The 25,763-nt window shown below is 64.5% G+C and carries 23 protein-coding genes; 13 read left to right on the plus strand and 10 right to left on the minus strand.

Going from position 1 to position 25,763, the window contains the following annotated elements; genetic code table 11:
- Window positions 1–18: 18 nt before the first annotated feature.
- Window positions 19–2,286, minus strand: coding sequence for a phosphoenolpyruvate--protein phosphotransferase (ptsP, locus tag IVB45_RS01665; protein ID WP_027568010.1), 2,268 nt, complete (start codon window positions 2,284–2,286; stop codon window positions 19–21).
- Between the two features lie 268 nt (window positions 2,287–2,554).
- Window positions 2,555–3,811 carry an aspartate kinase gene (locus IVB45_RS01670; protein WP_247363095.1) on the minus strand — a complete coding sequence of 419 codons (1,257 nt, stop codon included), beginning with the start codon at window positions 3,809–3,811 and terminating at the stop codon, window positions 2,555–2,557.
- A 150-nt stretch (window positions 3,812–3,961) separates the two neighbouring features.
- Between IVB45_RS01670 and IVB45_RS01675 the strand changes: the two genes are divergently transcribed.
- The 3 genes from IVB45_RS01675 to IVB45_RS01685 all read left to right on the plus strand — a co-directional run bounded on the left by IVB45_RS01675 (window position 3,962) and on the right by IVB45_RS01685 (window position 6,392).
- A complete protein-coding gene (locus IVB45_RS01675; protein WP_027515137.1) occupies window positions 3,962–4,429 on the plus strand; it encodes a PH domain-containing protein in 468 nt (155 codons plus the stop codon).
- A 14-nt stretch (window positions 4,430–4,443) separates the two neighbouring features.
- Window positions 4,444–5,217 carry a bifunctional 2-polyprenyl-6-hydroxyphenol methylase/3-demethylubiquinol 3-O-methyltransferase UbiG gene (gene ubiG / locus IVB45_RS01680; protein WP_027568007.1) on the plus strand — a complete coding sequence of 258 codons (774 nt, stop codon included), beginning with the start codon at window positions 4,444–4,446 and terminating at the stop codon, window positions 5,215–5,217.
- A gap of 275 nt (window positions 5,218–5,492) precedes the next feature.
- Window positions 5,493–6,392 (plus strand): EamA family transporter, encoded by a 900-nt coding sequence (locus IVB45_RS01685; protein WP_247363094.1) that lies wholly within the window; start codon window positions 5,493–5,495, stop codon window positions 6,390–6,392.
- Here the strand turns inward: IVB45_RS01685 and IVB45_RS01690 are convergent.
- From IVB45_RS01690 to IVB45_RS01705, 4 genes are read right to left on the minus strand one after another with little or no spacing between them, the layout of a single operon-like run.
- The gene (locus IVB45_RS01690; RefSeq protein WP_247363093.1) at window positions 6,389–6,880 is read right to left on the minus strand and encodes a DUF1178 family protein; all 492 of its coding nucleotides are present in this window, start codon (window positions 6,878–6,880) and stop codon (window positions 6,389–6,391) included. The two genes, IVB45_RS01685 and IVB45_RS01690, sit on opposite strands and share 4 nt — an antisense overlap.
- Window positions 6,877–7,755, minus strand: coding sequence for a carbon-nitrogen hydrolase family protein (locus IVB45_RS01695; RefSeq protein ID WP_247363092.1), 879 nt, complete (start codon window positions 7,753–7,755; stop codon window positions 6,877–6,879). The genes IVB45_RS01690 and IVB45_RS01695 overlap by 4 nt, the downstream gene beginning before the upstream one ends.
- Complete coding sequence (gene grxC / locus IVB45_RS01700; RefSeq protein ID WP_247284080.1) at window positions 7,752–8,027, minus strand: glutaredoxin 3; 276 nt, start codon at window positions 8,025–8,027, stop codon at window positions 7,752–7,754. Before grxC ends, IVB45_RS01695 begins: the two co-directional genes overlap by 4 nt.
- Before the next feature lie 47 nt (window positions 8,028–8,074).
- The gene (locus tag IVB45_RS01705; protein ID WP_247363091.1) at window positions 8,075–8,872 is read right to left on the minus strand and encodes a ComF family protein; all 798 of its coding nucleotides are present in this window, start codon (window positions 8,870–8,872) and stop codon (window positions 8,075–8,077) included.
- A 64-nt stretch (window positions 8,873–8,936) separates the two neighbouring features.
- On the opposite strand from IVB45_RS01705, the gene IVB45_RS01710 reads away from it, so the two are divergent.
- A complete protein-coding gene (locus IVB45_RS01710; protein ID WP_247363090.1) occupies window positions 8,937–9,785 on the plus strand; it encodes a methyltransferase domain-containing protein in 849 nt (282 codons plus the stop codon).
- Between the two features lie 114 nt (window positions 9,786–9,899).
- Here the strand turns inward: IVB45_RS01710 and mutT are convergent, their stop codons facing one another.
- A complete protein-coding gene (gene mutT / locus IVB45_RS01715; protein ID WP_027568000.1) occupies window positions 9,900–10,310 on the minus strand; it encodes an 8-oxo-dGTP diphosphatase MutT in 411 nt (136 codons plus the stop codon).
- A 139-nt stretch (window positions 10,311–10,449) separates the two neighbouring features.
- Between mutT and IVB45_RS01720 the strand changes: the two genes are divergently transcribed.
- The gene (locus IVB45_RS01720) at window positions 10,450–11,805 is read left to right on the plus strand and encodes a TadE/TadG family type IV pilus assembly protein (RefSeq protein WP_027567999.1); all 1,356 of its coding nucleotides are present in this window, start codon (window positions 10,450–10,452) and stop codon (window positions 11,803–11,805) included.
- Window positions 11,806–11,819: 14 nt separating this feature from the next.
- Here the strand turns inward: IVB45_RS01720 and argJ are convergent, their stop codons facing one another.
- Together argJ and IVB45_RS01730 are read right to left on the minus strand one after the other, a co-directional pair.
- On the minus strand, window positions 11,820–13,061 hold the full coding sequence (gene argJ / locus IVB45_RS01725; protein WP_247363089.1) for a bifunctional glutamate N-acetyltransferase/amino-acid acetyltransferase ArgJ: 1,242 nt from the start codon (window positions 13,059–13,061) through the stop codon (window positions 11,820–11,822).
- A gap of 103 nt (window positions 13,062–13,164) precedes the next feature.
- Window positions 13,165–14,094: a peptidylprolyl isomerase gene (locus IVB45_RS01730; RefSeq protein WP_247363088.1), complete on the minus strand. Its 930-nt coding sequence runs from the start codon at window positions 14,092–14,094 to the stop codon at window positions 13,165–13,167.
- A 361-nt stretch (window positions 14,095–14,455) separates the two neighbouring features.
- On the opposite strand from IVB45_RS01730, the gene secA reads away from it, so the two are divergent.
- Complete coding sequence (gene secA / locus IVB45_RS01735; protein WP_027567996.1) at window positions 14,456–17,296, plus strand: preprotein translocase subunit SecA; 2,841 nt, start codon at window positions 14,456–14,458, stop codon at window positions 17,294–17,296.
- Between the two features lie 221 nt (window positions 17,297–17,517).
- Here secA and IVB45_RS01740 read toward each other — a convergent pair whose 3' ends face one another.
- Window positions 17,518–17,952 carry a MarR family transcriptional regulator gene (locus IVB45_RS01740; RefSeq protein ID WP_007599198.1) on the minus strand — a complete coding sequence of 145 codons (435 nt, stop codon included), beginning with the start codon at window positions 17,950–17,952 and terminating at the stop codon, window positions 17,518–17,520.
- Between the two features lie 178 nt (window positions 17,953–18,130).
- Here IVB45_RS01740 and IVB45_RS01745 point away from each other — a divergent pair, with 178 nt between their 5' ends.
- The 7 genes from IVB45_RS01745 to IVB45_RS01775 all read left to right on the plus strand — a co-directional run bounded on the left by IVB45_RS01745 (window position 18,131) and on the right by IVB45_RS01775 (window position 25,733).
- Window positions 18,131–19,318: a substrate-binding domain-containing protein gene (locus tag IVB45_RS01745; protein ID WP_247363086.1), complete on the plus strand. Its 1,188-nt coding sequence runs from the start codon at window positions 18,131–18,133 to the stop codon at window positions 19,316–19,318.
- A 160-nt stretch (window positions 19,319–19,478) separates the two neighbouring features.
- On the plus strand, window positions 19,479–20,993 hold the full coding sequence (locus IVB45_RS01750) for an amidase (RefSeq protein WP_247363084.1): 1,515 nt from the start codon (window positions 19,479–19,481) through the stop codon (window positions 20,991–20,993).
- 138 nt (window positions 20,994–21,131) lie between these two features.
- The gene (locus tag IVB45_RS01755) at window positions 21,132–21,989 is read left to right on the plus strand and encodes a branched-chain amino acid ABC transporter permease (RefSeq protein WP_063992465.1); all 858 of its coding nucleotides are present in this window, start codon (window positions 21,132–21,134) and stop codon (window positions 21,987–21,989) included.
- Window positions 21,990–21,993: 4 nt separating this feature from the next.
- On the plus strand, window positions 21,994–23,211 hold the full coding sequence (locus tag IVB45_RS01760) for a substrate-binding protein (protein ID WP_247363083.1): 1,218 nt from the start codon (window positions 21,994–21,996) through the stop codon (window positions 23,209–23,211).
- 6 nt (window positions 23,212–23,217) lie between these two features.
- Complete coding sequence (locus IVB45_RS01765; RefSeq protein WP_247363082.1) at window positions 23,218–24,324, plus strand: branched-chain amino acid ABC transporter permease; 1,107 nt, start codon at window positions 23,218–23,220, stop codon at window positions 24,322–24,324.
- Complete coding sequence (locus tag IVB45_RS01770) at window positions 24,311–25,045, plus strand: ABC transporter ATP-binding protein (RefSeq protein ID WP_027567990.1); 735 nt, start codon at window positions 24,311–24,313, stop codon at window positions 25,043–25,045. The genes IVB45_RS01765 and IVB45_RS01770 overlap by 14 nt, the downstream gene beginning before the upstream one ends.
- Window positions 25,038–25,733, plus strand: a complete 696-nt coding sequence (locus IVB45_RS01775) for an ABC transporter ATP-binding protein (protein ID WP_247363081.1) — start codon at window positions 25,038–25,040, stop codon at window positions 25,731–25,733. Before IVB45_RS01770 ends, IVB45_RS01775 begins: the two co-directional genes overlap by 8 nt.
- The last annotated feature ends 30 nt before the right edge of the window (window positions 25,734–25,763 follow it).

Below are 25,763 nucleotides of genomic sequence, written 5' to 3' on the forward strand. Positions count from 1 at the left end.
GAAGCGGCGACAGGCCCGCTACAACGCCAGGCCTTCGGCCTCGGCAAATTCCGTCAGCTTCTGCCGGATCGAGACGCTGCCGGCGGGCGCGTCCAGCAACGGGCCGAGCATCGCTTCGGCCTTCTTGGCGTCGAGATCGATCACCATCGCCTTGACCGGGCCGAGCGCGGTGGCCGAGAGCGACAGCGAGCGATAGCCCATCGCGATCAGCGCCAGCGCGCCGATCGGCTTCGACGCCATCTCGCCGCAGAGCGACAGCGATTTCTTCGCGGCCTGCGTCTTGCGTGCGATGTCGCGAAGCGCGCGCAGGATCGGCGCCGACATGGTGTCGAAGCGCTCGGAGACTTTTGCGTTGCCGCGGTCGACCGCGAACAGGAACTGGAACAGATCGTTGGAGCCGACCGAGATGAAGTCGACCTTCTTGAGGAGTTCGTCGAGCTGATAGAGCAGCGCCGGCACCTCGACCATGGTGCCGATGTCGATTCTTTCCGGCAGCGTGTGGCCGTGCTGGCGCAGATAGGTCAGCTCGCGCTCGACCAGCGCCTTCGCCGAATCGAATTCGGCGACCTCCGAGATCATCGGGAACATGATGCGCAGCGCGCGGCCACCTCCGGCGCGCAGCAGTGCGCGGATCTGGCCGCGCAACAGGCCGGGACGGTCGAGCCCGAGCCGGATCGCGCGCCATCCGAGCGCGGGATTCTCCTCGATCACTGCTTCCATATAAGGCAGCGCCTTGTCGCCGCCGATGTCGAGGGTGCGGAAGGTGACGGGCTTCGTGCCGGCGGCATCCAGCACGGTGCGATAGAGCGCGAGCTGGTCGCTGGTGCGCGGCAGGCTCTGGCCGACCATGAATTGCAGCTCGGTGCGGAACAGGCCGATGCCGGCGCTGCCGGTGTCTTCGATATGCGGCAGGTCGATCGCGAGACCCGCATTGATCATCAGCTCGACCTTCTGGCCGTCTTTGGTGACGCAGGGCAGGTCGCGCAGCGCCAGATACTGCGCCTGGCGGCGGGCGCGGAAGCGCACGCGCTCTGCGAAGGCCGCTTCGACCTCCTGCGACGGGCGCACATAGATCATGCCGGAGGTGCCGTCGACGATGACGGCGTCGCCGGGATCGGCGATGCCAGGCGCGTTCGGCACTTCGCCGACCGCGGGAATGCCGAGCGCGCGCGCCACGATCGAGACGTGGGAATTGGCGGTGCCTTCCTCCAATATGATGCCGCGCAGGCGCTTGCGGTCATAGTCGAGCAGCGCCGCCGGGCCCATCGCGCGCGCGATGACGATGGCATTGTCGGGCAATTGTTCGCGTGACGGCGCGTGATCCTGGCCGACCAGCTGGCGCATCAGGCGATAGCCGAGATCCTCGAGATCATGCAGCCGGTCGCGCAAATAGGGATCGGTCGAGCGCAGCATGCGCGCGCGGGTGTCGGATTGCACACGCTCGACGGCGGCTTCCGCCGTGAGGCCGGTGGCGACCGCCTCGTGCAGCTTGTGCGACCAGCCCTGGTCGTTGGCGAACATGCGGTAGGCTTCCAGCACCTCGCGATGCTCGCCGCCTTCCGCGACGTCGCCGCGCTCCAACATGCGGTCGAGATCGGCGCGCAGCTTGGCGAGCGCGGTGTCGAGTCGCTTGATCTCCTTCGGCAGGTCCTCGGCGATGTAGTCCTTGATGACGACGCGCGGCTCGTGCAGCACGACATGGCCGAGCGCGATGCCTTCCGACAGGATGGCGCCGACCTTTTGCGCCGAATGGCGCGCGGCGGGCTCATGGCCCGGCTGGGCCAGCGCGGACAGCTCTCCGGAGGCGATCAGCTCCGCCAGCACCATCGCGGTGGTCTGAAGCGCCTCGAGCTCCTCCTCGACATAGTTGCGCTTGGCGCGGTTCTGCACCACCAGCACGCCGAGGGTGTTGCCGGCCCGCAGGATCGGCACGCCGAGGAAGGAGTGGTAGATCTCTTCGCCGGTCTCCGGGCGGAACGAGAAGGCCGGATGGCTCTGCGCATCGCTCAGGTTGAGAGGCGTTGCCTCGCTGGCGACCAGGCCGACAAGACCCTCATGGGCGCTGAGCACGGTGTGGTGCACCGCCTCGCGATTGAGGCCTTCGGTGGCATAGAGCTCGAGCGTGTTGTCGACGCGCAGCACATAGACCGAGCACACCTCGGCCACCATGTTGGCGGCGATCAGCACCACGATCTTGTCCAGCCGCTCCTGGGCCGAGACCTGCTCCGCCATGGTTTCGCGGAGCCGTCTCAACAAGACGCGGGGACCTCCCGACGCGCTCCGCATGAACCGTCAATCTCCTCCGTCTGCCGGGGCCGAAAGGGCCCGCGGCGGCTCGCCCAGAAATCCAGAAAAACAACAAATTTGCTCGTCCGGCACCGGCCCCGGCGATTGCCTGGGCCGAATCAGCACCGCCTCAACTGGGGCACAGTTTCCGGCAGCCCACCCTCTTCGCCGTATAGCGAATTGGGGTTTGTTTTGCCAAGCAAAACGCCTGCCAAACGCGAAAGTGTGGACACTTCGCGTTTGCTGCGACCGCTAAGAGAAAATTAGCCTAAGCCTGATCGAGACCGTAGAGCGTGTGCAGGGTGCGCACCGCAAGCTCGGTATAGGCGGTGTCGATCAGGACCGAGAATTTGATCTCGGAGGTTGTAATGGCCCGGATGTTGATATTCCGTCCTGCGAGGGCCGAGAACGCTTGGGCGGCAACGCCGGCATGGCTGCGCATGCCGCTGCCGATCACCGAGATCTTGGCGACGTCGGTCGCGGTGTCGAGCCGGGCATAATTGATCTGGCCCTTGGCCGCGGTGATCGTCTCCTTGGCCCTGGTGTAGTCGGCGGCCGGAACCGTGAAGGTGAGGTCGGTGGTCTTGCCGTCCTCGGAGACGTTCTGCACGATCATGTCGACGTTGATGTTGGCCTCCGCGAGCGGGCCGAAGATCGACGCCGCCACGCCGGGCTTGTCCTCGATCTGGCGGACCGAGATCTGGGCCTCGTCCTTCGAAAAGGCGATGCCGGTGACGACGTGGCTTTCCATGATCTCCTCCTCGCTGCAGATCAGCGTGCCGGGCGGCTGGTTGGCATGCGGATCGATATCCTCGGGCTTGTCGAAGCTCGAGCGGACGAAAATCGGCATGTTGTGGACCATACCGAGTTCCACGGAGCGGACCTGGAGCACCTTGGCGCCCTGGGAGGCCAGCTCCAGCATGTCTTCGAACGCGATCTTGTCGAGCCTCTTGGCCTTCGGCACGATTCGCGGATCGGTGGTGTAGACACCGTCGACGTCGGTGTAGATGTCGCAGCGGTCCGCCTTGACGGCGGCGGCGATTGCCACGGCCGAGGTGTCGGAGCCGCCGCGGCCGAGCGTGGTGATGCGGTTGGTCTCCGGGTTGATGCCCTGGAAGCCGGCGATCACGGCGACTTCCTTGCGCTCCCTGAAGCGCTTGATGATCTCGCTGCCGTCGATGCCCTCGATCCGGGCCGAAGCATGGGCGTCGCTGGTCGTGATCGGGATCTGCCAGCCCTGCCAGGAGCGGGCCTGGATACCCATGCCCTGAAGCACGATGGCAAGCAGGCCGGAGGTCACCTGTTCGCCCGACGCGACCACGGCGTCATATTCGCGCGCGTCGTGCATCGGCGAGGCCTCGGTGCACCAGGCCACCAGCTCGTTGGTTTTACCGGACATCGCCGAGACGACCACGGCCACTTCATGGCCGGCGTCGACCTCACGCTTCACATGGCGTGCGACGTTGCGGATACGTTCGATGTTGGCGACGGACGTGCCGCCGAATTTCATCACGAGGCGGCTCATGACGACGCGTGCATTCCTTCATAAGGATCAGTATGGTGGCCCGCACTGGACGGGCCTCGCGGACACCGACCGCGCGTATACATAGCGGCGGGGCCGGGGGCAAGCGGGTTCCTGCGGGGCAGGGTGCGGGGTAGTGGGTTAACCGAGATCATGGCGCGCTATATCGACGAGATCCTGCAGCCTGGCGAGAAGGTGCTGTATTCGACCAATGCGCACTGGATCTTCTATTTTCCGGCGATCCTGGCCTGGATCGTGGCGTTGGTCCTGTTCGTCCTGTCCCGGCAAACCATCGTCGAGGGGCTTGTCCTGCTCTGTCTCGTCGCGGCCGGCCTGGTGGCTCTGGCGGCGCTGTACTGGACTGTGAAGGGCTGGTTCCATCGCTTTACCACCGAGACCGACGTCACCAATTTGCGGGTCGTGCACAAGACCGGCTTCATCAAGCGCCGCACCTTCGAGATGGCGCTGGACAAGGTCGAGAGCGTCGATGTGAATCAGACCATTCTCGGACGTATTCTCAACTATGGCGATGTGACCATCAATGGCGTGGGGGAAGGTCGCGAAACCATCCGGACCATCGCCTCGCCGCTCGCCTTCCGTAGTTCGATCACCACGCGGTAGGACCGCGCGTAACCATGAGCATGCAGCAAGATACTTCCGCAACCGCAACCACCCCGCCGGGCTCGACCGTCGACGCCGCCGAGATCGCGAAATTCTCAAAACTTTCGGCCGAGTGGTGGGACCCCAACGGCAAGATGGCGCCGCTGCACCGGATCAACCCGCTGCGGCTCGGCTACATCCGCGATGCCGCCTGCCGCAAGTTCGAGCGCAACGTGCGCAGCCTCAACTGCCTCGGCGGTCTGCGCGTGCTCGACATCGGCTGCGGCGCCGGCCTGCTCTGCGAGCCGCTGTCGCGCCTGGGCGCGCAGGTCATCGGCGTCGATCCGTCGGTCAGCAACATCGCGGCCGCGAAGCTGCATGCCGACAAGGCGCATCTCGCGATCGACTATCGCTGCACCACGGTGGAGGAGATCGACCCGCGCGAGCGCTTCGACATCGTGCTGGCGATGGAGGTGGTCGAGCACGTCGTCGACGTCGGCGTTTTCCTGAAGCGCTGCGCGGCGATGCTGAAGCCGAACGGCTTGATGGTGGTCTCGACGCTGAACAGGAACTGGAAGAGCTTTGCGCTCGCCATCGTCGGCGCTGAATACGTCCTGCGCTGGCTGCCGCGCGGCACTCACGAGTGGAACAAGTTCGTCACCCCCGACGAGCTGACGAAATACCTGCTCGACAATCGCCTGGTCATCACCGAGCAGACTGGCGTCGTCTACAGCCCCTTCGCCGACAGATGGACCCTCTCGTCAGACATGGACGTGAACTACATGGTGGTGGCGGAAGGCATGGTGTGAGGCCGCGCCGCTCGTGGCGGCCTAGCTGTCTCCGCAAATATAGGTGTCGTCCCGGCGAAGGCCGGGACCCATACCCTCAGGAAGAAGTTGCGGCGCGAAGCAGGCAACCACGAATCTTCGCCAAATCACTCCCTGTGGTTATGGGTCCCGGCCTTCGCCGGGACGACACTGAGTTTGTGGCGATAGCATCGCTCCCATGACGTTCGTGTGGTTGACCCATTGAACAGCTAGCGGCAGGTTGGCCGCGATCTCTGGCCCCCCGCACCCCATCCCCCATGTTCACCATCGCCAGCCTCTGGATTCCCTTCACCGTCATTGCCGCGCTCGGCCAGGTCGCGCGCAATGCGATGCAGCGGTCGCTGACGAAGCCGCTGGGGACCTGGGGCGCAACCAATATCCGCTTCCTGTTCGGCTTTCCGTTCTCGCTGCTGTTTCTCGCGGTGGTGCTGGCCGCCACCGGCGATCATCTCGGCATGCCGCCCGGCGTGTTCTGGCCGTGGCTCCTGCTCGGCGCCCTCAGCCAGATCGTCGCGACCGGCCTGATGCTGCTCGCCATGAACGACCGTTCCTTCGTGGTGACGACGGCCTATTTGAAAACCGAGGCGATCCAGACCGCCATCTTCGGATTCGTCTTCCTCGGCGATCATCTGACATGGCTCAAGGTGCTTGCGATCGTGATCGCGACCATCGGCGTCGTCATCACCGCGCTGCGTCCCGGTGGCGAGAAGAGCTTTGCCGAATTGAAGCCGACCATCACCGGCCTCGTCGCGGCGGCAGCGTTCGCGTTGTCAGCGGTCGGTTTCCGCGGCGCCATCATCAACGTGCCTGATGTCTCGTTCGTGACGGCGGCATCGTTCACCCTGGTGCTCGGCCTGTTCGTGCAGACGCTGATCCTGACGATCTACCTGCTCTGGCGCGCGCCAAAAGTGCTTCAGGGCATCCTCTCGATGTGGCGACCCTCGATGCTGGCCGGCTTCACCGGCGCCTTCGCCTCGCAGTTCTGGTTCCTCGCCTTTGCGCTGACGGCCGCCGCCAATGTCCGCACGCTCGCCTTGATCGAGGTACTGTTTGCGCAAGGCGTGGCCTATTACTCGTTCAAGCAGCCGATCGCGCCGCGCGAGATCATTGGCATCGCGCTGATCGTGCTCGGCGTGGCGGTGCTGGTGGGAGCCTAATTCCGATCTTCCGGCAGCGTCGGCAGCGGCGACACCTCGATGCCTTCGTCGATCAGCGACTTGGCCTCGTCGGGTGAGGCCTCGCCGTAGATCGGACGGTGCTCCTTGTCGCCGTAATGCATCGCGCGGGCTTCGGTGGCGAATCGCTCACCGACATTGTCGGCGTTCTTCACGATGTGATCGCGCAGCTCTTTGAGCTTGGCACGCAGCTCGCGCTCCTGCGCCATCAACAGCGAGGTCGGTGCGGATTGCGCAGCCTCGGGCGCGGGCGCGGGCGTCGTGGCGGTGGGCTCAGGCGGCGGCGTGGCGCGTCCGCGGCCCTTCTTGCCGACGACGCGCGGCGCCATGATCGCCTTGTCGACCTTGGCCGAGCCGCAGATCGGACATGTCACGAGCTTGCGCTTCACCTGAGAATCGTACGCGGCCGAGCTCTGGAACCAACTCTCGAAGTCGTGGCTCCGGTCGCAGCGGAGCGCGTAGCGGATCATGCCGATCCCCGCACCAGGTGCAGATGGTCCGGCCCCGCCTTGGGGTCGGCGACGCCGAAGCGGCGGCCGTGCTGGAGCGAGGGGATCGCGCGGCGCGCGGTCTCGACCTTGGCCGGGTCGATTTTTGCCATGATGATGCCGGGCTCGACGTCGCCTTCGGCGAGGATCTCGCCCCAGGGATCGATGATCAGCGAATGGCCATAGGTCTCGCGCTTGTTCTCATGCAGGCCTGCCTGCGCCGCGGCGAAGATGAAGCACCCGGTCTCGATCGCGCGCGCACGCAACAGCACGTGCCAATGCGCCTCGCCGGTCTTGCGGGTGAAGGCCGAGGGCACCGTGATGAAATACGCGCCGCTTTCGGCCAGCGCGCGGTAGAGCGCGGGGAAGCGCACGTCATAACAGATCGTCAGGCCAACGCGGCCCCAGGGCAGGTCGGAGATAACGGCCGTCTCGCCCGGCTGGTAATTGGCGGATTCGCGATAGCTCTCGCCGTCCGGCAGCTCGATGTCGAACATGTGGATCTTGTCGTAGCTCGCGAGCACATTGCCCTCGGGCCCGATCAGGAAGGAGCGATTGACCGCTTTTTCGTCCGAAAAGCGCAGCGCCAGCGAGCCGACATGGATGTGGATCTTCAGTTCGGCCGCGAGCGCCCGGTAGGCCCTCAGCGAGTTGTCGTCGTCTTGGCTCTGAAGGTGCTCGAACAGCGCCTTGCGGTTGAGCTGCATCATGTTGCTGACTTCGGGCGTCTGCACGTAGTCGGCGCCATTGGCCGCAGCCTGACGGATCAGCCTGGTGGCCTGCGCGAGGCTCGGCTCGGGCATCAGGCCGGTGCGCATCTGCACCATCGCCGCCGTGAAGGTCCTGTTGTCGCTCATGACTCCGCCTTGACGCTTTCGAGCATGGCGTCGAGCTTGCCTTCGCGATCGAGCGCGTAGAGCTCGTCGCAGCCTCCGACATGGGTTCCGCCGATCCAGATCTGCGGGAAGGTCGAGCCCTCGCCGGCGCGATCGTACATCTCCTGGCGCCAGGACGGGTTTTTGGCGATATCGAACTCCGTGAAGGTCGCCTTCTTGCGGGTCAGCAGCGACCTGGCCGCGGAACAATAGCCGCAGCCCGGCCTCGTGTAGATCTCGACAGCAGCGGTCATCTTGTCTGGCGCTCTCATGTCATGAATTCATTGAATTATATGGGACTTCACCGGCTCTCGACAACCCGGGCAAACACCAGCACGTCCACTTGCGCCGCCTTGGCCCGGAGCAGGGCCCGCGCACAGGCATCCAGTGTCGCACCGGACGTCAGGACGTCGTCGATGAGGACAATGCGCCGACCCTGAACCCCCGCCTGACGGTCGGGGGATACCTGGAATGCGCCCTGCACATTGGTGGCGCGCTGGGCTCGCGACAGGCCGATCTGCTGCTCGGTCGCGCGTACCCGGCGCAGCACCTCAGCCCTCGTTTTCACCCCGCTCTGCCGCTCGATGATCCGCGCCAGCGCCCCGGACTGGTTGTAGCGGCGGCGCCAGGCCCTTCGCCAATGCAGGGGAACGGGCACCAGCATGTCGGCCTCGGCGAGCAGCTCGCCGCCCGCGCGCGCCATCCAGCGGCCCATGGCAGGCGCCAGATCCGTGCGGTCCTGGTATTTCAGCGCATGCACCAGGGTGCGCGCGACGTCGTCATAACGCACCGCAGCGCGCGCACGCTGGTAGGCGGGCGGGCTCGCGATCGCCTCCATCGACAGCATGTCGGGGCCGGGATCGTACACAAAAGGAATGCCGAGCCGCGGGCAGTAGGGCCGTTCGATGAACGACAGCCGCGCCCAGCACGCCGCGCACACGCCCTCGCCGTCAACCGGCTCGCGGCAGGACACGCATAGCGTCGGCAGCGCGATGTCGAGCGCAAGCCGTGCCGCACGTGACAGCACGTGGCGGCCAGCCGTCCATGCGGCACGCAAGGGGGCGGCGATGGAACGAGAAGGGGCGGCGTCGGATGCCATGGCCGAAAGCTAGCGCCCCACGCACCGGATTGCCAGAACCGTCGCGATCGGCGTAACCAGCGGCATGGCTCAAGATCCGCAAACCCCGCCCGCTTTGTTCGATCGTGCTTTGCTGCATGCGCGACAGCGCCGCGCGCAGGCGCAAGGTGCCGTGAGCTTCCTGCTGGATCGGGTCGCCGAGGACATGTCCGACCGGCTGGCCGCGGTGATGCGGGAGTTTCATACAGCGGTCGATCTCTGGACGCCCGGCGAGGGTCTGGCGGTGCTGCGCGCGCGACTGCCCTCGATCGAGCGCATTAATCTCGATGCGTCGGGTGCGGAGAAGCTGCCCTTTGCGCCCGAAAGCCTCGACCTCGTGGTCTCGGCGCTGGCGCTGCAATTCGTCAACGATCTGCCGGGGGTACTTGCGCAAATCCGTCGCGCGCTGAGGCCGGACGGGCTGCTGCTGGCGGCGATGATCGGCGGCGACAGTCTGACCGAGCTGCGCCAGGCTTTTGCCGCCGCCGAGGCCGAATGCGAGGGCGGCGTGTCGCCGCGCGTCGCACCGTTTGCCGATCTGCGCGACGTTGGCGCGCTGTTGCAGCGGGCGGGGTTTGCGCTGCCGGTCACCGACGTCGACCGCGTCGTGGTGCGCTACGCCAACGCGTTCGCGCTGATGCAGGATATCAGGCGCATGGGCGCCGCCAATGTGCTGATCGAACGGCGGCGCACGCCGAGCCGGCGATCGACGCTGCTGCGGATGGCGGAAATTTACGCGGAACGCTTTGCCGATGCCGACGGCCGCATCCGTGCGACATTCGACATCATCTGGCTCTCCGGCTGGGCCCCGCATGCGAGCCAGCAGCAGCCGCTCAAGCCCGGCTCAGCGAAGGCGAGTCTGGCGGAGGCGGTGAAGAAGGCGGGGAAAGAGTAATCCTCATGGTGAGGAAGCGCGTCAGCGCCGTCTCGAACCATGCAGGCCCGGCTCTCATCCGCAGCCATCCTTCGAGACGACCGCTGCGCGGTCTCCTCAGGATGAGGTCTGAGCTCACATCAGCAGATCAATCAAATGCGGGATCAGCGGAATGTCCGCGGGCGGCATGGGATAGTCGCGCAGCTTGTTGGCGCGGACCCAGGCCAGGGTCTGGCCTTCGCGTGGCATGACCTGTCCCTCCCAGCGCCGGCAGATGTAGAGCGGCATCAGGAGGTGAAAGGTCTCGTAGCCGTAGCTTGCGAATGTCAGCGGCGCCAGGCAGGGCTCCGCGACGGTGATGCCCAGCTCCTCGTGGAGTTCGCGGATCAGGCTCTGCTCCGGCCGCTCGCCGGGCTCACACTTGCCGCCGGGAAATTCCCAGAGGCCGGCCAGCGTCTTGCCCTCGGGGCGCTGCGCGATCAGGACGCGGTTGTCGGCGTCGACCAGCGCGCAGGCCACCACCAGCGTCAGTTTGAGATCAGCCATGCCTGGAATGTCGCTCGCTGAAGGTCATTCGCAACAGTTCGTTAACCCTGTTAAGGCCCGTATTTCCGAGGTCTCCATAAGTCATATTTAATCCACGGTTCCTAGAGTGGAAACGCCGAAATCAATCCGGGCCAGATCCATGCGCGCTGAGTGTCGTACCATCTTCCGCCGGTTCCTCCGCGACCGGCGCGGCAATGTGGCGGTGATCTTCGCAATCTGCTGCGTGCCTCTGATCACGTTCGTCGGCAGTGCGATCGACTACTCCCGCGCGACGCAGGTCCGGGCGAAACTTCAGGGCGCGGCCGACGCGGCTAGCGTCGGTGCCATCGCCAAAGCCTCGCCGGGGTTTGCCGCCGCGGGCTCGATGACCACGGACGGCTCGATCGCGGTCGGCGTCACCGACGCCCAGAAAATCTTCGATGCCAATCGCGCCAACTTGACCGGCTATACGCTCAACAGCGTCACCCAGACCGTCGTCAAGACCGGCTCGACCATCAACTCGACCGTCTCGTTCACCGCCTCCATCAACACCATGTTTCTCGGCTTGATGGGCAAGACCACGCTGACCATGAGCGGCACGTCGGCGTCGACGGTCAATATGCCGCTCTATGTCGACTTCTATCTCCTGCTGGACAATTCTCCGTCGATGGGTGTCGCAGCGACACCGACCGACATCACGAATTTGCAGGCGAAGACGGGTGGATGTGCATTTGCCTGTCACGACACCACCAAGGCGGCCGGCACAAGCAACTACGACATCGCCAAAGCAAATGGCATCACGACCCGAATTGACGTGGTGCGCCAGGCGAGCGCGAACTTGATGGACACGGCCCAGAGCACGCAAACCTACGCGAACCAGTTCAGAATGGCGATCTACGATTTCGGCGCTTCGTCGGCGACGATCGGATTGAGAAATCTGTTCGCGCTCTCGTCGAGCCTGACCTCCGCCAAGACGGCGGCGGGAAACATCGACCTGATGGCGGTTGCCGGTCAGAATGACGTGTACACTATCGACAAGGATACTCCCCTCACCACTATTTTTCCCGCAATCAATAGCGCAATCGCCTCGCCTGGAGCAGGTACGTCCGCGTCACCGCTGAAATATCTGTTTTTTGTATCCGATGGGGTCGCTGACGAAGCCAACTCGGGCACGACGATGTGTAGTGTCTCGTCTTCTTCGTATCCTCTCGCGTCATCGAACCGCTGTCAGTCGCCGATCAATCCGGCGCTCTGTACGACCATCAAGAACCGGGGCATCAAGATCGCGGTGCTGTACACGACATACCAACCGCCTACTGACGGTTGGTACAACACATGGATATCGCCCTTTAATTCCGGGCCGTGGGGGCCGTCTCCGAACAGCAAGATCGCGCAGAACATGGAGAGCTGCGCTTCGCCGGGATTCTATTTCGAGGTTAGCCCCACCCAGGGCATTTCGGCCGCGATGAACGCGCTGTTCAAGAAGGCGGTCGCCGACGCGCGGATTGCGGGGTGAGGCAGCCGTAGACTCTACGACCTGTAATCCCCATTGATCGCGACATACTCCTTGGTGAGGTCGCAGGTCAGCACGCGGTCACGGCCCTTGCCGAGGCCGAGCGAGACCTTGATCGCGATCTCGGGCGCCTTCATCGCTTCCGACACCTGCGCCTCGTCATAGGACGGATCGCGTGCGCCGTTCTTGGCGACGCGGATGCCGTTGAAGGAGATCGAGAGCTTGTCGCGGTCGGCCGGCTCGCCGGCCTTGCCGACCGCCATCACCACGCGGCCCCAATTGGCGTCCTCGCCGGCGATAGCGGTCTTCACCAGCGGCGAGTTCGCGATCGACATCGCGATCTTGCGCGCCGAGGCCTTGGTCTTGGCTCCCTCGACGGTGATCTCGACCAGCTTGCGCGCGCCTTCGCCGTCGCGGGCCACCTGCTCGGAAAGATTGGCGAGCACTTGGTTGAAGGCCTTGACGAAGGCTTTCAGGCGCGGGTCGCTGGCCCGGCTGATCTTCGGCGCGCCGTGTTCTGCAGCAGCACCGGTGGCAAAGGCCAGCAGCGTGTCCGAGGTCGAGGTGTCGCCGTCGATCGTGACCGCATTGAACGTGTCTTCGACGCCACTCTTGAGCAGCGCCTGCAGCGCGGCAGGCGCGATCGGTGCGTCGGTGAAGATGAAGGACAGCATCGTCGCCATATCGGGCGCGATCATGCCGGCGCCCTTGGCCATGCCGTTGATCGTGACCTTGGCCTTGCCGAGCTTCACGGTCGCTGTCGCGACCTTCGGGAATGTGTCGGTGGTCATGATCGCCTTGGCGGCGGCGAGATAATCGCCGGCCTCGGCGGTCTCCGCGAGCCGACCAAGCACGCCGTCGAACTTGGTCGCGTCCAGGGGCTCGCCGATCACGCCGGTCGAGGCCAGGAAGATTTCTCCCTCGGTGCAGCCGACGGCCTTGGCCGCGATCTTGGCGGTCAGTGCGGTGGAGCTGCGGCCGGTTTTGCCGGTGAAGGCATTGGCGTTGCCGGAATTGACCACCAGCGCGCGCGCCTTGCCGCCCTTGAGCTTGGCGCGGCACCATTCCACCGGCGCGGAGGGGCATTTCGACTTGGTGAAGACGCCTGCGACCGCGGTGCCCTTGTCCATCACCGCGAGCAGCACGTCGGTGCGGTTCTTGTAGCGGATGCCGGCCTCGGCCGTCGCGAGACGGACCCCCGCGATCACGGGCATGTTCGGAACGTTCTTCGGGGCGAGGGGAGAGACGGAGGAGGACATCGCGGGCGCCTTGATGGGATCTGGATATGCAGATGCCCGGCGCGGGGGCCGGGCATCACAAAGGCTTAGATACTCTTCACGTCACCGAAGTGACAGCGAATTCTTACTTCTTCGCGGGCGGCGCCATCTTGCTGTCGGACGGCTTCGCATCGGCAGGCTTGGCATCGGCAGGCTTGGCGTCCTTGGCCGCATCCGCCGGCTGGTCCAGCCGCTCGACCTTGGCTTCCGCGCGCAGCTTGGCGACATAGTCGGCCTGGGCCTTGCGGGTGACATACTGCTCGATCTGCGCCTTGACCTGCTCGAAATCGGGCGCCTTGCGGCTGCGCTTTTCCTCGACCTTGATGACGTGCCAGCCGAACTGCGACTTCACGGGGTCGGAGATCTTGCCCGGCTCGAGCGCGAAGGCGATTGCCGAGAATTCCGGCACCATCTGCTCCTTGGTGAAGAAGCCGAGGTCGCCGCCGTCGGCCGAGCCCGGATCTTTGGACTTCTTCTTGGCGAGTTCGGCGAAGTCGGCGCCCTTGTCGAGCTCGGCCTTCACCGCCTTGGCCTCGTCCTCGGTCTCGACCAGGATGTGGCGGGCGTGCACTTCCTGCTCGCCGGTGATCTGCTTGGAGGCCTCCTCATAGACCTTCTTCATGGCATCCGGGGTGGTGGCGGCCTTGCCCTCGCCGGCGAGCAGGCTGTCCATCAGCAGGCGGTTGCGGGCGAACGCGAGCCGCTTCTTGAACTCCTCGCCGTCAGCGAGCTTCTTGTCCTCGGCGGCCTTGCCGACGATCTTCATGTCGATCAGGAAGGACAGGACGTTCTCGTCCTTGGTCGCCGGGTCCATCTGGGCGAGGCTCGGCCCGAGTTCCTCTTCGGCCATGGCGACGTCGCTCTTCTTGATTTCAGCGCCATTGACCTTCGCCAGCACCGGATCGTCGGCAGCCCGGCCGGGACCCGCGATCAGCGCCAGCGCAAGGCAGCCCACGAGGGCGGTGGCGAGGCCGAAGCGCAGGCCGGTTTTGGTTACCGGGAACGAGGTGGTCATGGAAAATCCTTTTGTTGAAGCAGGGGGCTGCTCGAGCGGGGCGGACACTCGCCCAATTCAGGGGGCCTTGGCAACGCGAAAAGTCTGTCAAAATGATGAATTAGCCGCAATGCACCCGCCGTTGACAAGGCCCTGACCGGGCCATATCTCTGCCCGGTCGCGTCCATGCGATGGCGTTTATTTTGCTGCGTTTTTGGCCGTTGAACCCAGACTTGCCCAACTCCCACCCATATGGCGGATGGACCCCCCGCAGACGGGGCTCCGGCGCCCAGCAGGCGTCACGGTGAGTTGATAGGCAGGCGGGTGACAACCTCTTGGCTGCAACGCGAACGCGGTTGAATCGCGAACACAGGAACTAAGCATGATCGGCGCGCTCGCCCGCAAGTTTTTCGGCTCCGCCAACGACCGGCGGGTGAAGGGATATCAGTCCCGCGTCAACGCGATCAACGCGCTGGAGCCCGAGGTCTCGAAACTCTCCGACGAGGCCCTCAAGGCCCGCACCGCCGAGTTCAGGAAGCAGCTCGCCGAGGGCAAGACGCTGGACGACCTCCTGGTCCCCGCTTTCGCCACGGTCCGCGAAGCCGCCAAGCGCACGCTCGGCCAGCGCCATTTCGATGTCCAGCTGATCGGCGGCATGGTGCTGCACGAGGGCGACATCGCCGAGATGAAGACCGGCGAAGGCAAGACCCTGGTTGCAACGCTCGCGGTCTATCTCAACGCGCTCGCCGGCAAGGGCGTCCACGTCGTCACCGTCAACGACTACCTCGCCCGCCGCGACTCCGACTGGATGGGCCAGATCTACGGCTTCCTCGGCTTGACCACCGGCGTGATCGTGCACGGCCTCGACGATTCCGAGCGCAAGATGGCCTATGCCTGCGACATCACCTACGGCACCAACAACGAATACGGCTTCGACTATCTGCGCGACAACATGAAGTACCGGCTCGAGGACATGGTCCAGCGGCCGCACTTCTATGCGATCGTCGACGAAGTCGACTCCATCCTGATCGACGAAGCGCGCACGCCGCTGATCATCTCCGGCCCGCTCGACGACCGCTCCGACTTCTACAACACCATCGACGGCTTCCTGCCCAAGCTCGACAAGTCCGACTACGACGTCGACGAGAAGCAGCGCACGGTGACGCTGACCGAAGCCGGCATGGAGAAGATCGAAACGCTGCTGCGCGATGCCGGACAGCTCAAGGGCGAGTCGCTCTACGACGTCGAGAACGTCTCCGTCGTGCACCACATCAACCAGGCGCTGCGCGCCCATACGCTGTTCACGCGCGACAAGGACTACATCGTCCGCGACGACGAGGTCGTCATCATCGACGAGTTCACCGGCCGCATGATGCAGGGCCGCCGCTATTCCGAAGGCCTGCATCAGGCGCTGGAAGCCAAGGAGCACGTGCAGGTCCAGCCCGAAAACCAGACGCTGGCTTCGATCACCTTCCAGAACTATTTCCGGATGTACGAAAAGCTCGCCGGCATGACCGGCACGGCGCTGACCGAAGCCGACGAATTGTTCGACATCTACAAGCTCGAGGTCGTGGAGATCCCGACCAATTTGCCGGTCGCCCGTCTCGACGAGGACGACGAGGTCTATCGCACCCAGAACGAGAAATACGCCGCGATCCTGGCCGAGATCGAGCGCGCCAATGCGCGGCTGCAGCCCGTGCTGGTCGGCACCGCCTCGATCGAAAAATCGGAAGTGATCGCCGAATATCTCAAGAAGCACGGCTATCGGCAGATCGATTTCGGCAACGAAAATTCGATGCAGAAGCTGTACGCCGCGGCCCGCGCCGGCAAACCGGCAAAGCTGTTCGCGGTGCTGAACGCGCGCTTCCACGAGCAGGAAGCCTACATCGTCGCGGAAGCCGGCGTCCCCGGCGCGATCACGATCGCGACCAACATGGCCGGCCGCGGCACCGACATCAAGCTCGGCGGCTCGCTGGAAATGCGCATCCAGCAGGAGGCCGCTTCGATCGAGGACCAGGCCGAGAAGGCCTTGAAGATCGAGCAGATCAAGGCCGACATCGAGCACTTCCGCGAGATCGTGCTGAAGGCCGAGGAAGAGGTCGAGATCGAGCCGGCGAAGGGTTCGAAGCCGGCCAAGACCGTGAAGAAGCCCGGTGGTCTCTACATCATGGGCTCCGAACGCCACGAATCCCGCCGCATCGACAACCAGCTCCGCGGCCGTTCCGGCCGTCAGGGCGACCCCGGCCGCTCCAAATTCTTCCTGTCGCTGGAAGACGATCTGATGCGCATCTTCGGCTCGGATCGCCTCGACAGCATGCTGCAGCGTCTCGGCCTGCAGGAGGGCGAGGCGATCATCCATCCCTGGATCAACAAGGCGCTCGAAAAGGCGCAGCAGAAGGTCGAGGCCCGCAACTTCGACATCCGCAAGAACCTGCTCAAGTTCGACAACGTCCAGAACGACCAGCGCAAGGTGATCTTCGACCAGCGCGTCGACCTCATGAAGGACGACAGCGTCGCCGAGACCGTCGCCGACATGCGCCACGCCTTCATCGACGACCTCGTCGCCAAGCACGTGCCCGAGCATGCCTATGCCGAGCAGTGGGACGTCGCGGGCCTGAAGGAAGAGCTCAAGCGCGTGCTCGATCTCGACCTGCCGGTCGAGGACTGGGCCAAGGAAGAGGGCATCGCCGACGAGGAGCTGCTCACGCGCATCGAGACCCGGGCCGACGAGCACATGGCGGCCAAGGTCGGGCAATGGGGCCCCGACGTGATGCGTTACGTCGAGAAGACCATTCTGCTGCAGACGCTCGACCATCTCTGGCGCGAGCATCTGATCATGCTCGACCATCTGCGCCAAGTCATCGGCCTGCGCGGCTACGGCCAGCGCGATCCGTTGCAGGAGTACAAGACCGAAGCGTTCAACCTCTTCCAGGAGATGAGCGCGCATCTGCGCGAGGCCGTCACGGCGCAGCTGATGCGGGTCGAGATCGTGCCGCCGGAGCAGGAAGCCCCGGTGCTGCCGCCGATGGAAGCGCACAAGTTCGATCCGAACACCGGCGAGGACGAAATGGCGCTCGCCAGCGTCACACTCGGAGCGCAGGCCACCGACGCCGCGTTGCGCGATCCCAAGAACCCGGCAAGCTGGGGCAAGATCGGCCGCAACGAGGATTGCCCCTGCGGCTCAGGCAAGAAGTACAAGCACTGCCACGGGCGGTATGCCTAAGGTTTGAATGTGAGGCGCCGATGTCGGCGCCTCACTCTCCGCTGTCGTCGCCCGGTTTAGCCGGGCGACCCAGTACGCCGCGGCTTCTCGGTTCAAATCACATCAGTCTCTGGAATACTGGATCGCCCGACTAAATCGGGCGATGACAGCGAGTATGTGGCGCGCAGCTCCATCTCCATCGTCGGGACGACCGTGTCGAGGGAGCTAGCTAAACGCACCACTCAATTCGAGCTGTCGATCAAGCTCTCCAGCAGCCGCTTTAATTCGCTCGTCGACTTGTCGCCGTAGCTCTCCAGGATGTGCTCCTCCTGGTCGACCGCGAGCGAGTTGAGCTTCTTGCTCAGCACCTTGCCGCGATCGGAGATGAACATCAGGACCTTGCGGCGATCGTTCGGGTCCTGCACGCGGTAGACCAGCGTGTCGGAGACCATGCGGTCGATCATCTTGGTCAGCGTCGGATGGTTGAGCAGCACGGCATCCGCCAGCTCGCCCATCGAATGGCCGTTGCCATCCGACAGGACTTTCAGGATGCGCCACTGCTCGACGGGCACGCCTTCCTTGCTCAACCGCAGTTCGAGCTGCCGGTTGATCTCCCGGTTGGCTTGCGCGAGCAAATAGGCGAGGTGTTCGGTGATCGGGGTGTTCGGTTTTGCCACGGCTAAGACTTTGTCTTGACCCAAATGAGTGAATGTCTTGCAATCGATGCTGCATCTATATGCACTTCAATTCTTGAATATTCAATATTTTCAAAATAGGATATTGCCCAACAATAGGGCGGGTGCCGCGGCCGCCTCTCGAATGAGCTTTCAAGTCTGGTCTCAGACAGGAGTTGGCGTGCGCGCGACGGTAAACTTCCCGGCTCACGGCGGTCCGGCGTTACCGCCGTCCTTGCTGTTCAGGAATCTGTCGTCCGCGGCAGCGGATTTCGATCTGTCGCCGACTGACGCGCATTTCATGAAGCGCCGCGGCGCACACAACAAGCTCCGCATCGGGGGCTTCATGTGCTGCACCGGCTCGCCCGGCGTTTGGGGCCCGTGCGCGACAAGCAGCGCGCAGCTCGCGGTCGCCGAGATCAACAAGCGCGGCGGCATTCTCGGGCGCGAGATCGAGCTTTCGATCTATGACGCGGGCGGCCCGCTCGACGGGATTCTGAGCCGCGCCGAGCAGGCGATCGCGTCCGATGAGATCGACCTCATCGTCGGACTGCATACCAGCGCGGTGCGCGTGGCGCTGCGCAAGGTCACCACGCGCCACCGCATCCCCTACATCTACACGCCCGTTTACGAGGGCGGCGAGCAGACGCCGGGTGTCATGGCGATCGGCGAGACGCCGCGCTGGCAGAGCCGCCCCTCGATCCACTGGCTCGCCGAGGTCAAGAAGGCGGCGCGCTGGTACCTGATCGGCAGCGACTATGTCTGGCCATGGCAGTCGCACCGCGCGGTGAAGCGCTACATCAAGGAGGCCGGCGGCCATGTCGTCGGCGAAGAGTTCGTTCCCCTCGGCGAAGACAACCACGAGCCGCATCTGGAGCGCATCCGTGCCGCGAGGCCGGACGTCGTCCTGATCTCGTTGATCGGCACCGACAGCATCACGTTCAATCGCGCGTTCGGCGAATGTGGTCTTGGCGCCACGACGCTGCGGCTGGCGGGGGCGATGGACGAGACCGTGCTGCTCGGAATCGGCGCCGACAACAGCGAGAACCTGTTCTGCGCCTCCGGCTATTTCCCCGGCATCGGATCGCGGGCCAACGACGACTTCCAGAGCCGCTATCGCGCGATGTTCGGACCGAACGGCCCCCCGATCGGCTCGCTCGGCCAATCCAGCTATGAGGGACTGCGCTTCCTCGAAGCCGTGGCGAACAAGGCGGGCACGTTGGCGATGGGGCCGATGCTCGCGGCCGGCCGCAACATCGTCTATGGCGGCGCGCGCGGCCCCGTCACGGTCAGGAATGGTCACACCCGGATGCAAATGTATCTCGCCGGGGCGGATGGCCTCGACTTCAAGCTGATCAAACCGATCTGATGCGGGCGCAGTGACGCGCACAGGCGAAAATCCAAAATAATACTTGAAAAGGAAAATATTTCCGTCTGTAATATCGAGGCGAAGCCGCCCGAGCGGCGCCATGCCGGCGCAGGACGGCTTCCGTCCAATGCCAGGGATCAAGAAACTTCAGGAGAGCGCCGTGACAGTTGTCCTTCCCACGCCAGCCCAGTTGCGCAGCGTCGCCGACCAGTGCGGCCTTTCGCTGACCGACGACGACGTCGCCTCGTTCCGCGGCCTGATGCAGGGCTCGATCGAAGCCTACAATCTCGTCGGCGCCATGCCGGACGAGGTGCCGGAGGTCAAATATCCGCGCACGCCGGGCTATCGGCCCTCGCCGGAAGAGAACCCGCGCAACGCCTGGTATCGCAAGTCGACCGTGAAGGGTGCGGCGAGCGGCAAGCTCAAGGGCAAGACGGTCGCACTGAAAGACAACATCATGCTCGCCGGCGTGCCCATGATGAACGGCTCGGCGACGCTCGAAGGCTACGTCCCCGATTTCGACGCCACCATCGTCACCCGCATGCTCGATGCCGGCGCCGAGATCGCCGGAAAAGTCCATTGCGAATCCTTCTGCATGTCCGGCGGCAGCCACACCAACGCGGTCGGCGCCGTCCACAATCCGCACAAGATGGGCTATTCGGCCGGCGGCTCGTCGTCAGGCTCCGGCGTCGTCGTCGCGCTCGGCGAGGTCGACATGGCAATCGGCGGCGACCAGGGTGGTTCGATCCGCATGCCGTCCTCGTTCTGCGGCACCTACGGCATGAAGCCGACCTGGGGCCTCGTGCCCTACACCGGCATCATGCCGATCGAGGTGTTCGTCGATCACACCGGCCCGATGACGGCGACCGTCGCCGACAACGCGCTGCTGCTGGAGGTGCTGGCCGGCGACGACGGCTACGATCCCCGCATCAAGGCGCCCAAGGTCGAGGAGTACACCAAGGCGCTCGGCCAGGGCGTCAAGGGCATGAAGATCGGCATCCTCAAGGAAGGTTTTGAGCAGGCGAACGCGGAGGCCGCCGTGAACGAAAGCGTGCGGGAGGCCGCAAAGCGTTTCAGGGATCTCGGCGCCACGGTCGAGACCGTTTCGATCCCGATGCATCTCATGGGTCCCGCGATCTGGACGCCGATCGGCACCGAGGGCATGACCCAGACCATGATGTATGGCGACGGCTATGGGCTGAGCCGGTCCGATCTCTATTCGACCACGTTGATGGACTTCCATCGCGGCTGGCGGCGGCAGGCCGATTCACTGTCCGAGACCACAAAGCTGTTTCTGCTGCTCGGCACCTACATCAACAACACTTTTGGTCCGCGCTATTACGGCAAGGCGCTCAACATCTCGCGACGCCTGACCGCGGCCTACGACAAGGCCTTCAAAGACTACGATTTGCTGCTGCTGCCGACCACGCCGATGAAGGCGACGAAGCTGCCGGAGCCCACGGCTAGCCGCGAGGACTATGTCGCACGTGCGCTGGAGATGATCTCCAACACTGCGCCGTTCGACATCACCCATCATCCCGCGATGTCGCTGCCCTGCGGCATGGTCGACGGCCTGCCCGTCGGCCTGATGCTGGTCGGCCGCATGTTCGAGGAATCCACCATCTACCGCGCCGCCCACGCCTTCGAGCAGATCGGCGACTGGAAGAAGATGTGAGCGAGGCATTGATGCGGGCCAACGGAACAGGGAAGCGTTTCCGCGCGACGTGGATACCGGTTCGCGCCAGGAAAACGTGTCAAGACAACAAGCCTGAGCCCCGTTCCGATTCCATCGGAACGGGAAAGGCGCTGGCGCATGGCTAACGCGTTCGTCGCGGCGTTCGAGATCCTGAGCTTCGGCGCGATCATCGTCCTGATCGTGCTGGGGCTCGGGATCATCGCCAGCATGATGGGCATCTTCAACTTCGCGCAGGGCGAGTTCGTTCTGCTCGGGGCCTACATTACCTATCTCGCCTATGCCAAGGGCCTGCCGATCTGGGCCGGCATGGTCGCCGCGCCCTTCGTCGTCGGCGCGCTCGGCTTCGTGCTGGAGGCGCTGATCATCCGACGCTTTTACGCAGCCCCCATCGTCGCCATGCTCGGCACCTATGCGCTCGGCTTGATCATCCGCGAATCCGTGCGCGGCCTGATCGGCGGCTTCTATCTCACCGTGCCGGAGCCGATCGGCGGCTCGATCGACATCGGCGCCATGCACATCTCGGCATGGCGCTTCACCATCATCGTCATCACGGCGCTGGTGATGGGCGGCTGCTATCTGCTGCTGGCGCGCACCAGCTTCGGCCTGCGCGTGCGCGCCACGCTGGAAAATCCGTCGCTGGCACGCGCCTCCGGAATCTCCACGCCGCTGATCTACGGCGCCACCTTTGCGTTCGGCGCGGCGCTTGCCGGCCTTGCCGGCGCGCTGATCGTCCCCGTGTTCAGCCTGTTTGCCGATCTCGGCCTGCGCTTCCTGATCCAGGGCTTCGTCGCGGTCATGGTTGGCGGCGTCGGTTCCTTCATCGGGCCGGTCGCGGGCGCCGGCGTCATCGGCACGCTCAGTGCCGCGCTGCCCTGGGTGATGGCGCCCGTCGTGGCCGATGTCCTCGTCTTCGTTCTCGCCATCGTCTTCATCAAATTCCGGCCGCAGGGCCTCATTGCTGGAAAAGGGGTTTAGTCACATGTTCGATCGCACTCAGCTCTCCCGCCGCCGCTTCCTCTCGAATTTCGCCTTTGCCTCCGGCGCGGTCGCAACCGGCGTCGGCAGCTGGGTGATCCCGGCGCCCTGGGCCAATGCGGCCGAGGCCCCGATTAAGGTCGGTATCGCCACCGACCTCACGGGGCCGATCGCCTATGCCGGCAATGCCGACGCCAACGTCGCCAAGATGGTGATCAAGGAGATCAACGCCGGCGGCGGTCTGCTCGGCCGCCCGCTCGAGCTCTACATCGAGGACACCGCCTCGAACGAATCCGTCGCGGTCGGCAACGTCCGCAAGCTGATCCAGCGCGACAAGGTCGACATGGTGCTCGGCGGCATCACCTCGTCGATGCGCAACGCGATCAAGGACCCGATCGTCGCGCGCGGCAAGACGCTCTACATCTATCCGCAGCTCTACGAAGGCAAGGAGTGCACGCCCTATCTGTTCTGCACCGGACCGACGCCGGCGCAGCAGTGCGACGAGTTCATTCCCTGGCTGATCAAGAACGGCGGCAAGAAGTTCGCGCTGCCGAGCGCCAACTACGTCTGGCCGCACACGCTCAACGTCTATGCCCGCAAGGTGATCGAGGCCAATGGCGGCGAGGTCGTGTTCGAGGAATACTATCCGCTCGACCAGGTCGACTTCTCCTCGACCGTCAACCGCATCATCTCCAACAAGGTCGACGTCGTCTTCAACACCGTCATCCCGCCGGGCGTCGGCCCGTTCTTCAAGCAGCTTTATGAAGCCGGCTTCCTCAAGAACGGCGGACGGCTGGCTTGCGTCTACTATGACGAGAACACGCTCAACATCAATCAGGCCGCCGAGATCGAGGGTCTCGCCAGCTGTCTCGACTATTTCAAGGTGCTGACCAAGGAGAACCCGTTCGACGCAAAAATCCAGGCCGCCTACGAGAAGGATTTCCCGGGCAACTTCCTGTTCGCCGCCGGCAGCGCCGCCACCGGCACCTATCGCGGGCTGAAGCTGTGGGAAGCCGCCGTCAAGGAAGCCGGCAAGATCGACCGCGAGTCGGTCGCGGCTACGCTCGACCACGCCAAGATCGCCGAGGGCCCGGGTGGACCGGCCGAGATGGTCCCGGGCAAGCGGCACTGCAAGATGAAGATGTACACCGCGGTCGCCAAGGGCGGGAATTACGAGATCGTCGGACGCAGCGACGGGCTCGTCGACCCCAAGGAGTGTTAAGCCGGAATGCTGAAGTCGATGAGCGCAGTGAAACAGGCGATCCCCGCCGAGATCGGCGGGGAGGCGGACGTCGCCATGACTGAGCACGGACCAACGAAGCAAGCCGCTTCGGGCCGAAAGGTCTTGCCGATCGTGGAGGGCGTCGTGCTCGCCGCGGCGCTGCTCGCCCCGCTGGTGCTGCAGGACTACCTCACGGTGTTCGCGACGCGTGTGATCATCCTCGCGCTGTTCGCGCTGTCGTTCGACCTGGTGTGGGGCTATGCCGGCATCATGAGCTTCGGCCAGGCGCTGTTTTTCGGCTCGGCCGGCTATGGCGTGGCGCTGCTCGCGCGCGACCTCAACATCACCAACATCTTCCTCGTGCTGCCTGCGGGCACCATCATCGGCCTCACCTTTGCGCTGCTGCTGGGCGGCTTCCTGCTGCTGGGACGGCATCCCTCCAGCGTGATCTTCGTCTCGCTGGGCACGCTGACCGGATCCTACGCCGCCGACCGGCTCGCGCGCGGCTGGTACTATCTCGGCGGCCAGAACGGCATCCCCTCGATCTCGTCGATGACGCTCGGCAGTTACGAGTTCTCGGAAGGGCCGCCGTTCTATTATCTCGTGCTTGGCCTTCTCGTTGTGGTCTATCTCCTCTGCCGTTTTCTGGTGCGCTCGCAGTTCGGGTTGGCGCTCGCGGGATTGCGCGAGAACGAGCAGCGCATCGCCTTTTTCGGCTACAAGGCACAGCACCTCAAGGCGATCATCTTCGCGATCGGCGGCGCGGTGGCGGGTCTTGCCGGCAGCCTTTACGCCTTCCACGAAGGTTTCGTCTGGCCCAACATGGTCGGCGTCGTGGTCTCGACGCAAGTCGTGCTCTATGTGCTGTTCGGCGGCTCCGGCACGCTGATCGGCGCCGTCATCGGTGCCGTCATCGTCGAGGGCGTCAGCTTCTGGCTCTCGGACAATTACCGCGAGGTCTGGCCGATCATCCTTGGCGTGCTGCTCCTGCTCGTGATCCTGTTCCGGCCGCTCGGCCTGATCAGTTTCGTGCTCGGCGAGCGCGAGCGGGTCGGCAGCTTTGGTGGGAAATCCAGGAAGACCGGGAAGGAGAAGCGCGATGCCGCTCCTTGAAGCCACCGGCGTCAAGAAGATCTTCGGGAAGCTCACCGCGCTCGATGGCGCCGCGCTGACCGTCGGCGAGAACGAGTTTCACGGCCTGATCGGCCCGAACGGCTCCGGCAAGAGCACGCTGATGAAGTGCATTGCCGGCGCCGAGGTGCCGACGCAGGGCAAGGTGAGTTTCATCAACACCGACATCACCGCGTTCACGCCGACCGAACGTGCCCGCGCCGGCATGAGCCTGAAATTCCAGATCACCAGTGTGCTGCCGACGCTGACGCTCTATGACAACATCCTGCTCGCGCTGCAGGCGCAGTCCTCGCTGTTCGATCTCGTGTTCTCGCGCACGCGCGGGCTCCTGCACGATCAGGTCATGACCATGCTGACGCAATTTCGCCTTGCCGGCCGCGCTTTCGATGCGGCCGCGGCGCTGTCGCACGGCCAGCAGCAATGGCTGGAGATCGCGATGGCGCTTGCCTGCAAGCCGAAGCTTCTGCTGCTGGACGAGCCCACCGGCGGCATGAGCCTGGAGGAGCGCCGCGTCACCGGCGAACTGTTGCAGCCGATCAAAAAGCATTGCTCGCTCGTCATCGTCGAGCACGACCTCGATTTCATCCGCGACATCTGCGATCGCCTCACCGTGCTCGACCAGGGCAAGGTGCTGGCATCCGGCACGGTATCGGAAATCCAGGCCAACAAGGCCGTCCAGGAGATCTATTTGCGCCGTGCCTGAATTTTTGGACATCAAGCATCTCGACGCCGGCTATGGCCGCAGCCAGGTCCTGTTCGACGTCAACCTCGGCATTCCCTGGCGCGGCGGCGTCGCCGTGCTGGGCCGCAACGGCGCCGGCAAGACCACGCTGATGAAGACCATCGTCGGCGAGCTGCCGGCGTGGAAGGGCGAGGTCGCCTTCGATGGCCGCGATATCAGCCGCCGCGCGACCCAGGAGCGCGTGCGCGCCGGCATCGGCTACGTGCCGCAGGAGCATTCGGTGTTCGCGCGCCTGTCGGTGCGCGACAATCTCGCGGTCGGCTCGCTCGCGAGCAGAAAAGCCGACGCGGTCGACCACGTGCTGACCATATTCCCAAAGCTCGGCCAGCGCCTCGACCAGCCCGCCGGCACGCTGTCCGGCGGCGAACGCAAGATGCTCGCCATCGGCCGCGCCATGCTGGGCGATCCAAAACTGCTTCTGCTCGACGAGCCGACCGAAGGCGTCTGGATCGGCGTCATCGAGGAGATTACCGAGCGCCTGATCGACCTCGCGAAAACCATCGCCGTCATCATCGTCGAGCAGCACCTCGACCTCGCGCTCCGCGTCGCCGATTACGCCTACGTGCTGGACCGCGGCCGCGTCGCGCTACAAGGCGAGGCAGGCGAGGTGAGGGGCAATCCGGAGCTGCTGCGGTATCTGGCACCGTAGGAGAGCGCGCGTGAAGCGCGTCGCTCTCAC

This window comes from Bradyrhizobium sp. 4, assembly GCF_023100905.1.
Classification (GTDB): domain Bacteria; phylum Pseudomonadota; class Alphaproteobacteria; order Rhizobiales; family Xanthobacteraceae; genus Bradyrhizobium.

Bases quoted from the DNA above. Each gene is read 5' to 3' on its own strand.
- ptsP (WP_027568010.1), bottom strand. From the start codon at position 2,286: ATGCGGAGCGCGTCGGGAGGTCCCCGCGTCTTGTTGAGACGGCTCCGC.
- IVB45_RS01670 (WP_247363095.1), bottom strand. From the start codon at position 3,811: ATGAGCCGCCTCGTGATGAAATTCGGCGGCACGTCCGTCGCCAACATC.
- IVB45_RS01675 (WP_027515137.1), top strand. From the start codon at position 3,962: ATGGCGCGCTATATCGACGAGATCCTGCAGCCTGGCGAGAAGGTGCTG.
- ubiG (WP_027568007.1), top strand. From the start codon at position 4,444: ATGAGCATGCAGCAAGATACTTCCGCAACCGCAACCACCCCGCCGGGC.
- IVB45_RS01685 (WP_247363094.1), top strand. From the start codon at position 5,493: ATGTTCACCATCGCCAGCCTCTGGATTCCCTTCACCGTCATTGCCGCG.
- IVB45_RS01690 (WP_247363093.1), bottom strand. From the start codon at position 6,880: ATGATCCGCTACGCGCTCCGCTGCGACCGGAGCCACGACTTCGAGAGT.
- IVB45_RS01695 (WP_247363092.1), bottom strand. From the start codon at position 7,755: ATGAGCGACAACAGGACCTTCACGGCGGCGATGGTGCAGATGCGCACC.
- grxC (WP_247284080.1), bottom strand. From the start codon at position 8,027: ATGACCGCTGCTGTCGAGATCTACACGAGGCCGGGCTGCGGCTATTGT.
- IVB45_RS01705 (WP_247363091.1), bottom strand. From the start codon at position 8,872: ATGGCATCCGACGCCGCCCCTTCTCGTTCCATCGCCGCCCCCTTGCGT.
- IVB45_RS01710 (WP_247363090.1), top strand. From the start codon at position 8,937: ATGGCTCAAGATCCGCAAACCCCGCCCGCTTTGTTCGATCGTGCTTTG.
- mutT (WP_027568000.1), bottom strand. From the start codon at position 10,310: ATGGCTGATCTCAAACTGACGCTGGTGGTGGCCTGCGCGCTGGTCGAC.
- IVB45_RS01720 (WP_027567999.1), top strand. From the start codon at position 10,450: ATGCGCGCTGAGTGTCGTACCATCTTCCGCCGGTTCCTCCGCGACCGG.
- argJ (WP_247363089.1), bottom strand. From the start codon at position 13,061: ATGTCCTCCTCCGTCTCTCCCCTCGCCCCGAAGAACGTTCCGAACATG.
- IVB45_RS01730 (WP_247363088.1), bottom strand. From the start codon at position 14,094: ATGACCACCTCGTTCCCGGTAACCAAAACCGGCCTGCGCTTCGGCCTC.
- secA (WP_027567996.1), top strand. From the start codon at position 14,456: ATGATCGGCGCGCTCGCCCGCAAGTTTTTCGGCTCCGCCAACGACCGG.
- IVB45_RS01755 (WP_063992465.1), top strand. From the start codon at position 21,132: ATGGCTAACGCGTTCGTCGCGGCGTTCGAGATCCTGAGCTTCGGCGCG.
- IVB45_RS01760 (WP_247363083.1), top strand. From the start codon at position 21,994: ATGTTCGATCGCACTCAGCTCTCCCGCCGCCGCTTCCTCTCGAATTTC.
- IVB45_RS01765 (WP_247363082.1), top strand. From the start codon at position 23,218: ATGCTGAAGTCGATGAGCGCAGTGAAACAGGCGATCCCCGCCGAGATC.
- IVB45_RS01770 (WP_027567990.1), top strand. From the start codon at position 24,311: ATGCCGCTCCTTGAAGCCACCGGCGTCAAGAAGATCTTCGGGAAGCTC.